We start from the raw sequence: 12,882 nt of genomic DNA, 5'->3' as shown, positions 1-12,882 counted from the left end.
GCCCTATAAAGTAAACGATGACCCTTCGGGAACTTCAGGGTAAAATGACTATCAAAATGTGAATTGTAGCTGACCTGGGACTTGTACCCGGGTCGGTATTTTTTTGCTTCTGGTCCCGGTGAGGAGTTATGCCGGGCAGGCCGAACAGCCGGGGTGGGTGAAGACTTGCCCCATCAGGAATATTCAAGAGGTATAACAAATGCAAGCTATTCCGATGACCTTACGCGGCGCTGAAAAATTACGCGAAGAGCTGGATTTTCTGAAATCTGTGCGCCGTCCTGAAATCATTGCTGCTATCGCGGAAGCGCGTGAGCATGGCGACCTGAAAGAAAACGCCGAATACCACGCAGCTCGTGAACAGCAGGGCTTCTGCGAAGGCCGTATCAAAGACATCGAAGCCAAGCTGTCGAACGCGCAGGTGATTGATGTCACCAAAATGCCCAACAATGGGCGCGTTATTTTTGGTGCTACCGTAACGGTGCTGAATCTCGATTCTGACGAAGAACAGACTTATCGCATCGTTGGCGATGACGAAGCTGACTTTAAACAAAACCTGATTTCTGTAAACTCGCCTATTGCTCGTGGCCTGATCGGCAAAGAAGAAGATGATGTTGTGGTCATCAAAACGCCGGGCGGCGAAGTAGAATTTGAAGTAATTAAGGTGGAATACCTGTAAGAATTACCCAATACTCAAGATGTTGATGTATTGTAAAGAAAGGAAAAAGGCCGCTATGCGGCCTTTTATCAACGAACAGAGCGTGGCATTTTGCTCTCCTGCCTGCGGAAAACCCCTCGTTTTACACAGCAAATGTGTGTAACTTTAGGATAATCTTAGCGTGGCAGCGAGATTTTACGTTCTTTAGTTGGGCGATAAAGCACCAGCGTTTTACCGATGACCTGTACATTACAGGCGCCGGTTTCGCGCACGATAGCTTCCACGATCAAGGTTTTAGTTTCGCGATCTTCGGTGGCGATTTTCACCTTGATGAGTTCATGGTGCTCTAACGCTTGTTCAATCTCGGCCAGCACCCCTTCGGTCAAACCATTACTGCCAAGCAGAACAACTGGCTTGAGCGGATGTGCCAGACCTTTCAGGTGCTGTTTTTGTTTAGTACTCAGATTCATCGTATTTTTTGCTTACGTTGGGATTGAAAACGGGTCATTCTACCGCCATCTCCCATATATCACCAAATAGGCGCGTAAAAATTTACGCAATTGGTTACGATGAGTTATCCCCATGGGAAAGTTAAATGACAGGTAAGAAGCGTTCTGCCAGCTCCAGCCGCTGGCTTCAGGAACACTTTAGCGATAAATATGTTCAACAGGCACAGAAAAAGGGGTTACGTTCCCGTGCCTGGTTTAAACTTGATGAAATACAGCAAAGTGACAAACTCTTTAAACCGGGAATGACGGTTGTCGACCTTGGTGCTGCGCCGGGTGGTTGGTCACAATATGTGGTCACCCAAATTGGCGGCAAAGGCCGCATCATCGCTTGCGATCTTTTACCTATGGATCCTATCGTTGGTGTGGACTTTCTTCAGGGCGATTTTCGTGATGAACTGGTGATGAAAGCACTGCTGGAGCGCGTTGGCGACAGCAAAGTCCAGGTTGTCATGTCCGATATGGCACCAAACATGAGCGGAACACCGGCGGTGGATATCCCCCGTGCCATGTATCTGGTGGAACTGGCGCTAGAAATGTGTCGTGATGTATTAGCGCCAGGTGGCAGTTTTGTAGTGAAGGTGTTCCAGGGCGAAGGTTTCGATGAGTATCTAAGGGAAATTCGCTCCCTGTTTACGAAGGTCAAAGTTCGTAAGCCGGACTCTTCTCGCGCACGTTCGCGGGAAGTGTATATTGTAGCGACCGGGCGTAAACCCTAACCGGGAGATTTCAGACGAAAGTTTGAAAGATGCTGGATATAGAGTATCCTGACGCTGTTTTTAACACAGTTGTAATAAGAGGTTAATCCCTTGAGTGACATGGCGAAAAACCTAATACTCTGGCTGGTCATTGCCGTTGTGCTGATGTCAGTATTCCAGAGCTTTGGGCCCAGCGAGTCTAATGGCCGTAAGGTGGATTACTCTACCTTCCTACAAGAGGTCAATAACGACCAGGTTCGTGAAGCGCGTATCAACGGACGTGAAATCAACGTTACCAAGAAAGATAGTAACCGTTATACCACTTACATTCCGGTTCAGGATCCGAAATTACTGGATAACCTGTTGACCAAGAACGTCAAGGTTGTCGGTGAACCGCCTGAAGAACCAAGCCTGCTGGCTTCTATCTTCATCTCCTGGTTCCCGATGCTGTTGCTGATTGGTGTCTGGATCTTCTTCATGCGTCAAATGCAGGGCGGCGGTGGCAAAGGTGCCATGTCGTTTGGTAAGAGCAAAGCGCGCATGCTGACGGAAGATCAGATCAAAACGACCTTTGCTGACGTTGCGGGCTGCGACGAAGCAAAAGAAGAAGTTGCTGAACTGGTTGAGTATCTGCGCGAGCCGAGCCGCTTCCAGAAACTCGGCGGTAAGATCCCGAAAGGCGTCCTGATGGTCGGTCCTCCGGGTACCGGTAAAACGCTGCTGGCGAAAGCGATTGCAGGCGAAGCGAAAGTTCCGTTCTTTACTATCTCCGGTTCTGACTTCGTCGAAATGTTCGTCGGTGTGGGTGCATCCCGTGTTCGTGACATGTTCGAACAGGCGAAGAAAGCGGCACCGTGCATCATCTTTATCGATGAAATCGACGCCGTAGGCCGCCAGCGTGGCGCTGGTCTGGGCGGTGGTCACGATGAACGTGAACAGACTCTGAACCAGATGCTGGTTGAGATGGATGGCTTCGAAGGTAACGAAGGTATCATCGTTATCGCCGCGACTAACCGTCCGGACGTTCTTGACCCGGCCCTGCTGCGTCCTGGCCGTTTCGACCGTCAGGTTGTGGTTGGCTTGCCAGATGTTCGTGGTCGTGAGCAGATCCTGAAAGTTCACATGCGTCGCGTACCATTGGCACCCGATATCGACGCGGCAATCATTGCCCGTGGTACTCCTGGTTTCTCCGGTGCTGACCTGGCGAACCTGGTGAACGAAGCGGCACTGTTCGCTGCTCGTGGCAACAAACGCGTTGTGTCGATGGTTGAGTTCGAGAAAGCGAAAGACAAAATCATGATGGGTGCGGAACGTCGCTCCATGGTGATGACGGAAGCGCAGAAAGAATCGACGGCTTACCACGAAGCGGGTCATGCGATTATCGGTCGCCTGGTGCCGGAACACGATCCGGTGCACAAAGTGACGATTATCCCACGCGGTCGTGCGCTGGGTGTGACTTTCTTCTTGCCTGAGGGCGACGCAATCAGCGCCAGCCGTCAGAAACTGGAAAGCCAGATTTCTACGCTGTACGGTGGTCGTCTGGCAGAAGAGATCATCTACGGGCCGGAACATGTTTCTACCGGTGCGTCCAACGATATTAAAGTTGCGACCAACCTGGCACGTAACATGGTGACTCAGTGGGGCTTCTCTGAGAAATTGGGTCCACTGCTGTACGCGGAAGAAGAAGGTGAAGTGTTCCTCGGCCGTAGCGTAGCGAAAGCGAAACATATGTCTGATGAAACTGCACGTATCATCGACCAGGAAGTGAAAGCACTGATTGAGCGTAACTATAATCGTGCGCGTCAGCTTCTGACCGACAATATGGATATTCTGCATGCGATGAAAGATGCTCTCATGAAATATGAGACTATCGACGCACCGCAGATTGATGACCTGATGGCACGTCGCGATGTACGTCCGCCAGCGGGCTGGGAAGAACCAGGCGCTTCTAACAATTCTGGCGACAATGGCAGTCCAAAGGCTCCTCGTCCGGTTGATGAACCGCGTACGCCGAACCCGGGTAACACCATGTCAGAGCAGTTAGGCGACAAGTAAGTTCCCGCATCAGATGACTGTATTTGTACCGAAAACCCCGGGGCGTGCTCCGGGGTTTTTTCTTATCAATTTATACCAGGGATAACACCATGAAACTCTTTGCCCAGGGCACTTCACTGGACCTTAGCCATCCTCACGTAATGGGGATCCTCAACGTCACGCCTGATTCCTTTTCGGATGGCGGCACGCATAACTCGCTGATAGATGCGGTGAAACATGCGAATCTGATGATCAACGCTGGCGCGACGATCATTGACGTTGGTGGCGAGTCCACACGCCCGGGGGCGGCGGAAGTTAGCGTTGAAGAAGAGTTGCAACGTGTTATTCCTGTGGTTGAGGCAATTGCTCAACGCTTCGAAGTCTGGATCTCGGTCGATACATCCAAACCAGAAGTCATCCGTGAGTCAGCGAAAGTTGGCGCTCACATTATTAACGATATTCGCTCCCTTTCCGAACCAGGCGCTCTGGAGGCTGCTGCAGAAACCGGTTTGCCGGTTTGCCTGATGCATATGCAGGGAAATCCAAAGACCATGCAGGAAGCCCCGAAGTATGACGATGTCTTTGCGGAAGTGAATCGCTATTTTATTGAGCAAATAGCACGTTGCGAGCAGGCGGGTATCGCAAAAGAGAAATTGTTGCTCGACCCCGGATTCGGTTTCGGTAAAAATCTCTCCCATAACTATTCATTACTGGCGCGCCTGGCTGAATTTCACCATTTCAACCTGCCGCTGTTGGTGGGTATGTCACGAAAATCGATGATTGGGCAGCTGCTGAACGTGGGGCCGTCCGAGCGTCTGAGCGGTAGTCTGGCTTGTGCGGTCATTGCCGCTATGCAAGGCGCGCATATCATTCGTGTTCATGACGTCAAAGAAACCGTAGAAGCGATGCGGGTGGTGGAAGCCACTCTGTCTGCAAAGGAAAACAAACGCTATGAGTAATCGTAAATATTTCGGTACCGATGGGATTCGTGGTCGTGTAGGGGATGCGCCGATCACCCCTGATTTTGTGCTTAAGCTGGGTTGGGCCGCGGGTAAAGTGCTGGCGCGCCACGGCTCTCGTAAGATCATTATTGGTAAAGACACGCGTATTTCTGGCTATATGCTGGAGTCAGCACTGGAAGCGGGTCTGGCGGCAGCGGGCCTTTCCGCGCTCTTCACTGGCCCGATGCCAACACCGGCCGTGGCTTATCTGACGCGTACCTTCCGCGCAGAGGCCGGAATTGTGATATCTGCATCGCATAACCCGTTCTACGATAACGGCATTAAATTTTTCTCTATCGACGGCACCAAACTACCGGATGCAGTAGAAGAGGCCATCGAAGCGGAAATGGAAAAAGAGATCAGCTGTGTTGATTCGGCAGAACTGGGTAAAGCCAGCCGTATCGTTGATGCTGCGGGTCGCTATATCGAGTTTTGCAAAGCCACGTTCCCGAACGAACTTAGCCTCAGTGAACTGAAGATTGTGGTGGATTGTGCAAATGGTGCGACTTATCACATCGCGCCGAACGTGCTGCGCGAACTGGGGGCGAATGTTATCGCTATCGGTTGTGAGCCGAACGGTGTGAACATCAATGCCGAAGTGGGGGCTACCGACGTTCGCGCGCTTCAGGCGCGAGTGCTGGCTGAAAAAGCGGATCTCGGTATTGCCTTCGACGGCGACGGCGATCGCGTGATTATGGTTGACCATGAAGGCAATAAAGTCGATGGCGATCAGATCATGTATATCATCGCGCGTGAAGGTCTTCGTCAGGGCCAGCTGCGTGGTGGCGCGGTGGGTACATTGATGAGCAACATGGGGCTTGAACTGGCGCTGAAACAGTTAGGTATTCCATTTGCGCGCGCGAAAGTGGGGGACCGCTACGTACTGGAAAAAATGCAGGAGAAAGGCTGGCGTATCGGTGCAGAGAACTCCGGTCATGTGATCCTGCTGGATAAAACCACTACCGGTGACGGTATCGTTGCTGGCTTGCAGGTGCTGGCGGCGATGGCGCGTAACCATATGAGCCTGCACGACCTTTGCAGCGGCATGAAAATGTTCCCGCAGATTCTGGTTAACGTGCGTTACACCGCAGGTAGCGGCGATCCGCTTGAGCATGAGTCAGTTAAAGCCGTGACCGCAGAGGTTGAAGCTGCGCTGGGCAACCGTGGACGCGTTTTGCTGCGTAAATCTGGCACCGAGCCGTTAATTCGCGTGATGGTAGAAGGTGAAGACGAAGCGCAGGTAACTGAATTTGCACACCGTATCGCCGATGCAGTAAAAGCCGTTTAAAGCGTTAGATAACTGGCTAAAAAGGCGGCGATTGTCGCCTTTTTTCTCGGCGAACACATCGGTTTTGCTGTTTTTTTCCGCAGTTGATACAATGCGATAAAATTGCCCTTGCGAAGGTCATTCGCTTTGGTTAGTATTCACACCCGCTTCAGTGGGAAAGATTAAAAACTCCCGCTTTATTGGTTGAAGCATTGGTACGCGGCAACTCCGCAAGGAACAGGTTGATTATGTACGAAGCTCTTTTAGTAGTTTTCCTTATTGTGGCAATTGGCCTTGTTGGTCTGATCATGCTGCAGCAAGGTAAAGGCGCTGATATGGGAGCCTCCTTCGGAGCAGGCGCTTCCGCTACGCTGTTTGGTTCAAGTGGTTCTGGTAACTTCATGACCCGCATGACGGCGCTGCTGGCAACGTTATTCTTCATCATCAGTCTGGTGCTGGGTAACATCAATAGCAATAAAACCAATAAAGGTAGCGAATGGGAAAACCTGAGTGCGCCGGCGAAAACCGAACAAACTCAGCCAGCTGCTCCGGCTAAGCCGACCAGCGATATCCCGAACTAAAAAGTAGTATCCGTGCCGAGGTGGTGGAATTGGTAGACACGCTACCTTGAGGTGGTAGTGCCCAATAGGGCTTACGGGTTCAAGTCCCGTCCTCGGTACCAAATTTCAGAAAAGAGACGCTGAAAAGCGTCTTTTTTCGTTTTGGTCCTGGTCTGAGGAATGGTTGTCAGGTATCTGTATCTCGTCCAGTTGCTTTACTCGTAGCTGGTACTTTGAAACGATGGTGCCGGTACGCCTTAGTTATAAACTTTTCCCTTCTGCTGACATAATTGGCACTTTATTGTGTCAACTCCAGTTCCGGTACGGATATGTTTACTTCTCGATAAACCATCCTGCTCCTGTCAGTATAACTACTGATGGCTACGTTCTGCGTAATGTTTAGAGACGCATTGATAATGTTATTTAATTACTGAGAACAATGGCCGCATCATTTAAAAAGAAAAAACTAACAGTGTTTCGGTCTGATATGGATCAGAGTTGAAAAACATGTCTGATATAAAATTGAACATTGTTGATAATTGTTTATATTGGTTGTGAACTTGGATTTCTGGATGACAGTATTCAACAAATTTGTTAGAAGTTTTAAATCTCATTGGTTGTTGTATCTTTGTGTTATTGTTTTTGGTATTACGAACTTAGTCGCCTCTTCCGGAGCGCATATGGTTCAGCGATTGCTGTTCTTCGTTCTGACCATCTTGGTTGTTAAACGTATATCATCCCTTCCGCTTCGCCTGCTTGTTGCCGCACCATTTGTGTTACTGACAGCGGCAGACATGAGTATTAGCCTCTATTCATGGTGTACCTTTGGTACAACTTTCAATGATGGATTTGCGATTAGTGTGCTGCAGAGTGATCCGGATGAAGTTGTCAAAATGCTGGGGATGTATATCCCTTATCTATGTGCTTTTGCCTTTTTATCCCTTCTTTTTTTGGCAGTAATAATAAAATATGATGTTTCCTTGCCGACGAAAAAAGTGACAGGAATATTATTGCTGATTGTCATTTCGGGCAGTTTATTTTCCGCTTGTCAATTTGCTTATAAAGATGCAAAAAATAAAAAAGCGTTCAGTCCATATATACTAGCGTCGCGATTTGCTACCTATACGCCGTTTTTCAATCTCAATTATTTTGCTTTAGCAGCGAAAGAGCATCAAAGATTACTCTCAATTGCAAACACGGTGCCATATTTTCAATTATCAGTCAGGGATACAGGTATTGATACCTACGTGTTGATTGTGGGGGAGTCTGTACGTGTCGACAATATGTCTTTGTATGGATACACACGCTCTACGACACCGCAAGTCGAAGCACAAAGAAAACAGATCAAACTGTTTAATCAAGCAATAAGCGGTGCACCTTACACTGCGCTGTCGGTTCCCCTTTCTTTAACTGCTGATTCTGTTTTGAGTCATGACATTCATAATTACCCGGACAACATTATTAATATGGCTAATCAAGCAGGATTTCAGACTTTCTGGCTAAGCTCGCAATCCGCTTTTCGGCAGAATGGTACAGCAGTTACCAGTATCGCCATGCGCGCCATGGAAACAGTCTATGTCAGAGGATTTGATGAATTGTTGTTGCCGCATTTATCGCAAGCGTTACAGCAAAAGACGCAGCAAAAGAAACTGATTGTTCTTCATTTAAATGGAAGCCATGAACCGGCTTGTAGCGCCTATCCGCAATCCAGCGCCGTGTTTCAACCGCAGGACGATCAGGATGCCTGCTATGACAACTCCATTCATTACACAGATAGTTTGCTAGGTCAGATTTTTGAATTATTAAAAGATCGCCGCGCCTCGGTCATGTATTTTGCCGACCACGGCCTGGAACGCGACCCTACGAAGAAGAACGTCTATTTTCATGGAGGCAGGGAGGCCAGCCAGCAGGCATATCATGTCCCGATGTTTATCTGGTATAGCCCCGTTCTTGGGGATGGCGTTGATCGTACAACGGAAAACGATATCTTTTCCACTGCGTACAATAATTACCTTATTAATGCGTGGATGGGGGTAACAAAGCCGGAACAGCCGAAAACGCTGGAGGAAGTGATTGCACACTATAAAGGAGACTCACGGGTTGTGGATGCAAACCATGATGTTTTCGATTATGTGATGCTCAGAAAGGAGTTTACAGAGGATAAGCAAGGTAACCCCACCCCTGAAGGGCAGGGTTGATGTCGAATTACTGGCCTTTATTTTCCAGATTCTCCACCTGCGGCACGCCTGAAGCGGCAGAGGAGGAGAGGAGGCCAGTTTTGGCATAACCGAAAAGTTTCTCGCGGGTATCGGTGATATCCAGGTTACGCATGGTCAATTGACCGATACGATCATCTGGCGAGAACACCGAGTCGCCTTTTTCCATCGTCAGACGCTCTGGCTTGTAGGTCAGGTTCTCTGAGACGGTATTCAGGATTGAATAATCGTTCCCGCGGCGCAGCTCCAGAGTAACTTCACCAGTGATCTGGCTGGCAACCCAGCGTTGCAGAGAGTCCCGCAGCATCAGCGCCTGGGAGTCAAACCAACGTCCCTGGTACAGCAGACGGCCCAACTGACGACCATGCGCGTGATACTGCTCAATGGTGTCTTCGTTGTGAATACCGGTCAACAAACGTTCATACGCAATGTGCAGCAGTGCCATCCCAGGGGCTTCATAAATGCCGCGGCTTTTTGCTTCGATGATACGGTTTTCAATCTGGTCGCTCATGCCCAGGCCGTGACGACCGCCGATGCGGTTAGCTTCCAGCATCATTTCTACGTCGTCGCTAAAGGTTTTACCGTTCAGCGCCACCGGATGACCTTGCTCAAAGCGTACTGTGACTTCTTCTGCCGGGATTTTCACGCTCTCATCCCAAAACTTCACGCCCATAATTGGATTGACGATTTTGACGCTGGAGTTGAGGTATTCCAGATCCTTCGCTTCATGCGTTGCACCAAGCATGTTGGAGTCCGTGGAGTAGGCTTTTTCGACAGACATTTTGTAGTCGAAACCGCAGGCAATCATAAATTCAGACATCTCATGACGGCCGCCCAGTTCATCAATAAAGTCAGTATCAAGCCACGGTTTGTAAATCTGCAGTTCAGCATTGGTCAGCAGACCGTAACGATAGAAACGTTCGATATCGTTTCCTTTATAGGTGCTACCGTCACCCCAGATATTCACGCCATCTTCTTTCATGGCAGCAACCAGCATGGTACCAGTCACGGCGCGGCCCAGCGGCGTCGTGTTGAAATAGGTCAGGCCGCCGGTGGTGTTATGAAATGCGCCACACTGAATAGCGGCAATACCTTCGGCCACCAGTTGTTTGCGGCAGTCGATCAGACGTGCGTTCTCCGCGCCGTATTCCATGGCACGACGAGGGATCGCATCATAATCCTCTTCGTCTGGCTGGCCCAGGTTTGCAGTATATGCATAAGGAACCGCTCCCTTTTGTCGCATCCACAGCAGTGCGGCACTGGTGTCCAGACCGCCGGAAAAAGCGATACCAATACGTTGACCTACCGGGAGATGCTTGAGAATCGTCGTCATAAAATAACACCCTGCTTAATTAACTGATGATGAGCCTGGATTTCCGCTCTCACTGAATTTTTATGCAAAATAAATGAGTTTTCATTTAATCATCTTTTATCGGAGACAGGAAGAGTTTAGTGTGTTTTTTGTAAAATAATGCGCTTAAGGGAGAGCAGGAGAAGGCAAAAGTATTCAACAAATGAAAGTGAACCGGATATTCATTCACGTGATTAGCAATAAACGTTGACAAAATGTGGCATGGATCACTATAATGCCTGCAGATTTTACGTCCCGTCTCGGTACACCAAATCCCAGCAGTATTTGCATTTTTTACCCAAAACGAGTAGAATTTGCCACGTTTCAGGCGCGGGGTGGAGCAGCCTGGTAGCTCGTCGGGCTCATAACCCGAAGGTCGTCGGTTCAAATCCGGCCCCCGCAACCACTTTCCCTTAGAGTCCTTTTTCAAATATACTGTGAAGACTTCGGCCTTCGTAGTGGGATTTGAAAAAATCCTTCTGGAAAGTGCTCCAGACCGCAGTTGCGGTTATAGGGTTCAGTTATATAAAGCCCCGATTTATCGGGGTTTTTTGTTATCTGACTACAGAATAACTGGGCTTTAGGCCCTTTTTTTATGTCTTGGGGGTGGGCTTGTCCACATTAGAGCAAAAATTAACAGAGATGATTACTGCGCCAGTTGAGGCCCTGGGTTTTGAACTGGTTGGCATCGAATTTATTCGCGGTCGCACATCCACACTGCGCATCTATATTGATAGTGAAGATGGCATCAATGTTGATGATTGTGCTGATGTGAGCCACCAGGTAAGTGCTGTGCTGGATGTTGAAGATCCCATCACCGTTGCTTATAACCTGGAAGTCTCCTCACCGGGTCTCGATCGCCCACTGTTCACGGCTGAACACTACGCCCGTTTCGTCGGAGAAGAGGTGACTCTGGTTCTCCGCATGGCGGTACAAAACCGTCGTAAATGGCAGGGCGTTATCAAAGCGGTAGACGGTGAAATGATCACAGTTACCGTCGAAGGTAAAGATGAAGTGTTCGCGCTGAGTAATATCCAGAAGGCGAACCTGGTTCCCCACTTTTAATAGTCTGGATGAGGTGAAAAGCCCGCGATGAACAAAGAAATTTTGGCTGTAGTTGAAGCCGTATCCAATGAAAAGGCGCTACCTCGCGAGAAGATTTTCGAAGCATTGGAAAGCGCGCTGGCGACAGCAACAAAGAAAAAATATGAACAAGAAATCGACGTTCGCGTACAGATCGATCGCAAAAGCGGTGATTTTGACACCTTCCGTCGCTGGTTAGTTGTTGATGAAGTCACCCAGCCGACCAAGGAAATCACCCTTGAAGCCGCACGTTATGAAGATGAAAGCCTGAACCTGGGCGATTACGTTGAAGATCAGATTGAGTCTGTTACCTTTGACCGTATCACCACCCAGACGGCAAAACAGGTTATCGTGCAGAAAGTGCGTGAAGCCGAACGTGCGATGGTGGTTGATCAGTTCCGTGAACACGAAGGTGAAATCATCACCGGCGTGGTGAAAAAAGTAAACCGCGACAACATCTCTCTGGATCTGGGCAACAACGCTGAAGCCGTGATCCTGCGCGAAGATATGCTGCCGCGTGAAAACTTCCGTCCTGGCGACCGCGTTCGTGGCGTGCTCTATTCCGTTCGCCCGGAAGCGCGTGGCGCGCAACTGTTCGTCACCCGTTCCAAGCCGGAAATGCTGATCGAACTGTTCCGCATTGAAGTGCCGGAAATCGGCGAAGAAGTGATTGAAATTAAAGCAGCGGCTCGCGATCCGGGTTCTCGTGCGAAAATCGCGGTGAAAACCAACGATAAACGTATCGATCCGGTAGGTGCTTGCGTAGGTATGCGTGGCGCGCGTGTTCAGGCGGTTTCTACTGAACTGGGCGGCGAGCGTATCGATATCGTCCTGTGGGATGATAACCCGGCGCAGTTCGTGATTAACGCAATGGCACCGGCAGACGTTGCTTCTATCGTGGTGGATGAAGATAAACACACCATGGATATCGCCGTTGAAGCCGGTAACCTGGCGCAGGCGATTGGCCGTAATGGTCAGAACGTGCGTCTGGCTTCGCAGCTGAGCGGTTGGGAACTCAACGTGATGACCGTTGACGACCTGCAGGCTAAGCATCAGGCGGAAGCGCACGCAGCGATCGACACTTTCACCAAATATCTCGACATCGACGAAGACTTCGCGACTGTTCTGGTAGAAGAAGGCTTCTCGACGCTGGAAGAACTGGCCTATGTGCCGATGAAAGAGCTGTTGGAAATCGAAGGCCTTGATGAGCCGACCGTTGAAGCACTGCGCGAGCGTGCTAAAAATGCACTGGCCACCATTGCACAGGCCCAGGAAGAAAGCCTCGGTGATAACAAACCGGCTGACGATCTGCTGAACCTTGAAGGGATAGATCGTGATTTGGCATTCAAACTGGCCGCCCGTGGCGTTTGTACGCTGGAAGATCTCGCCGAACAGGGCATTGATGATCTGGCTGATATCGAAGGGTTGACCGACGAAAAAGCCGGAGCACTGATTATGGCTGCCCGTAATATTTGCTGGTTCGGTGACGAAGCGTAATAAACTGTAGCAGG

The 12,882-nt window shown here is 49.7% G+C and carries 11 protein-coding genes and 2 tRNA genes; 11 read left to right on the top strand and 2 right to left on the bottom strand.

What is annotated here, in order from left to right; genetic code table 11:
* Positions 1–199: 199 nt before the first annotated feature.
* Positions 200–676: a transcription elongation factor GreA gene (gene greA / locus ACJHYD_RS10655; protein WP_001148001.1), complete on the top strand. Its 477-nt coding sequence runs from the start codon at positions 200–202 to the stop codon at positions 674–676.
* Between the two features lie 155 nt (positions 677–831).
* Here greA and yhbY read toward each other — a convergent pair whose 3' ends face one another.
* Positions 832–1,125 carry a ribosome assembly RNA-binding protein YhbY gene (yhbY, locus tag ACJHYD_RS10650; protein WP_001054420.1) on the bottom strand — a complete coding sequence of 98 codons (294 nt, stop codon included), beginning with the start codon at positions 1,123–1,125 and terminating at the stop codon, positions 832–834.
* Between the two features lie 125 nt (positions 1,126–1,250).
* Between yhbY and rlmE the strand changes: the two genes are divergently transcribed.
* From rlmE to ACJHYD_RS10615, 7 genes are all read left to right on the top strand, one after another.
* Positions 1,251–1,880 (top strand): 23S rRNA (uridine(2552)-2'-O)-methyltransferase RlmE, encoded by a 630-nt coding sequence (gene rlmE / locus ACJHYD_RS10645; protein WP_000145975.1) that lies wholly within the window; start codon positions 1,251–1,253, stop codon positions 1,878–1,880.
* A 99-nt stretch (positions 1,881–1,979) separates the two neighbouring features.
* Positions 1,980–3,914, top strand: a complete 1,935-nt coding sequence (ftsH, locus tag ACJHYD_RS10640; RefSeq protein ID WP_001107467.1) for an ATP-dependent zinc metalloprotease FtsH — start codon at positions 1,980–1,982, stop codon at positions 3,912–3,914.
* 89 nt (positions 3,915–4,003) lie between these two features.
* Positions 4,004–4,852 carry a dihydropteroate synthase gene (gene folP, locus ACJHYD_RS10635; RefSeq protein WP_000764731.1) on the top strand — a complete coding sequence of 283 codons (849 nt, stop codon included), beginning with the start codon at positions 4,004–4,006 and terminating at the stop codon, positions 4,850–4,852.
* Positions 4,845–6,182 (top strand): phosphoglucosamine mutase, encoded by a 1,338-nt coding sequence (gene glmM, locus ACJHYD_RS10630; RefSeq protein WP_000071134.1) that lies wholly within the window; start codon positions 4,845–4,847, stop codon positions 6,180–6,182. The genes folP and glmM overlap by 8 nt, the downstream gene beginning before the upstream one ends.
* Positions 6,183–6,409: 227 nt before the next feature.
* Positions 6,410–6,742: a preprotein translocase subunit SecG gene (gene secG / locus ACJHYD_RS10625; RefSeq protein ID WP_001295556.1), complete on the top strand. Its 333-nt coding sequence runs from the start codon at positions 6,410–6,412 to the stop codon at positions 6,740–6,742.
* A gap of 14 nt (positions 6,743–6,756) precedes the next feature.
* Positions 6,757–6,843 (top strand) — tRNA-Leu (locus ACJHYD_RS10620).
* 450 nt (positions 6,844–7,293) lie between these two features.
* The gene (locus ACJHYD_RS10615; RefSeq protein ID WP_001445829.1) at positions 7,294–8,919 is read left to right on the top strand and encodes a phosphoethanolamine transferase; all 1,626 of its coding nucleotides are present in this window, start codon (positions 7,294–7,296) and stop codon (positions 8,917–8,919) included.
* A gap of 7 nt (positions 8,920–8,926) precedes the next feature.
* Here ACJHYD_RS10615 and argG read toward each other — a convergent pair whose 3' ends face one another.
* Positions 8,927–10,270, bottom strand: coding sequence for an argininosuccinate synthase (gene argG / locus ACJHYD_RS10610; protein WP_000207680.1), 1,344 nt, complete (start codon positions 10,268–10,270; stop codon positions 8,927–8,929).
* Positions 10,271–10,617: 347 nt separating this feature from the next.
* Here argG and ACJHYD_RS10605 point away from each other — a divergent pair.
* The 3 genes from ACJHYD_RS10605 to nusA all read left to right on the top strand — a co-directional run bounded on the left by ACJHYD_RS10605 (position 10,618) and on the right by nusA (position 12,868).
* A tRNA-Met gene (locus ACJHYD_RS10605) sits at positions 10,618–10,694 on the top strand.
* Positions 10,695–10,900: 206 nt separating this feature from the next.
* On the top strand, positions 10,901–11,353 hold the full coding sequence (gene rimP / locus ACJHYD_RS10600) for a ribosome maturation factor RimP (protein WP_001300397.1): 453 nt from the start codon (positions 10,901–10,903) through the stop codon (positions 11,351–11,353).
* Between the two features lie 27 nt (positions 11,354–11,380).
* Positions 11,381–12,868: a transcription termination factor NusA gene (gene nusA, locus ACJHYD_RS10595; RefSeq protein ID WP_001031055.1), complete on the top strand. Its 1,488-nt coding sequence runs from the start codon at positions 11,381–11,383 to the stop codon at positions 12,866–12,868.
* Positions 12,869–12,882 lie beyond the last annotated feature (14 nt).

The organism is Escherichia sp. WS1368 (assembly GCF_046487485.1).
Classification (GTDB): domain Bacteria; phylum Pseudomonadota; class Gammaproteobacteria; order Enterobacterales; family Enterobacteriaceae; genus Escherichia; species Escherichia coli.
This window is presented reverse-complemented; position numbering and strand designations above follow the sequence as displayed.

Bases quoted from the DNA above. Each gene is read 5' to 3' on its own strand.
- ACJHYD_RS10615 (WP_001445829.1), top strand. From the start codon at position 7,294: ATGACAGTATTCAACAAATTTGTTAGAAGTTTTAAATCTCATTGGTTG.
- ftsH (WP_001107467.1), top strand. From the start codon at position 1,980: ATGGCGAAAAACCTAATACTCTGGCTGGTCATTGCCGTTGTGCTGATG.
- argG (WP_000207680.1), bottom strand. From the start codon at position 10,270: ATGACGACGATTCTCAAGCATCTCCCGGTAGGTCAACGTATTGGTATC.
- rlmE (WP_000145975.1), top strand. From the start codon at position 1,251: ATGACAGGTAAGAAGCGTTCTGCCAGCTCCAGCCGCTGGCTTCAGGAA.
- greA (WP_001148001.1), top strand. From the start codon at position 200: ATGCAAGCTATTCCGATGACCTTACGCGGCGCTGAAAAATTACGCGAA.
- glmM (WP_000071134.1), top strand. From the start codon at position 4,845: ATGAGTAATCGTAAATATTTCGGTACCGATGGGATTCGTGGTCGTGTA.
- folP (WP_000764731.1), top strand. From the start codon at position 4,004: ATGAAACTCTTTGCCCAGGGCACTTCACTGGACCTTAGCCATCCTCAC.
- yhbY (WP_001054420.1), bottom strand. From the start codon at position 1,125: ATGAATCTGAGTACTAAACAAAAACAGCACCTGAAAGGTCTGGCACAT.
- secG (WP_001295556.1), top strand. From the start codon at position 6,410: ATGTACGAAGCTCTTTTAGTAGTTTTCCTTATTGTGGCAATTGGCCTT.
- nusA (WP_001031055.1), top strand. From the start codon at position 11,381: ATGAACAAAGAAATTTTGGCTGTAGTTGAAGCCGTATCCAATGAAAAG.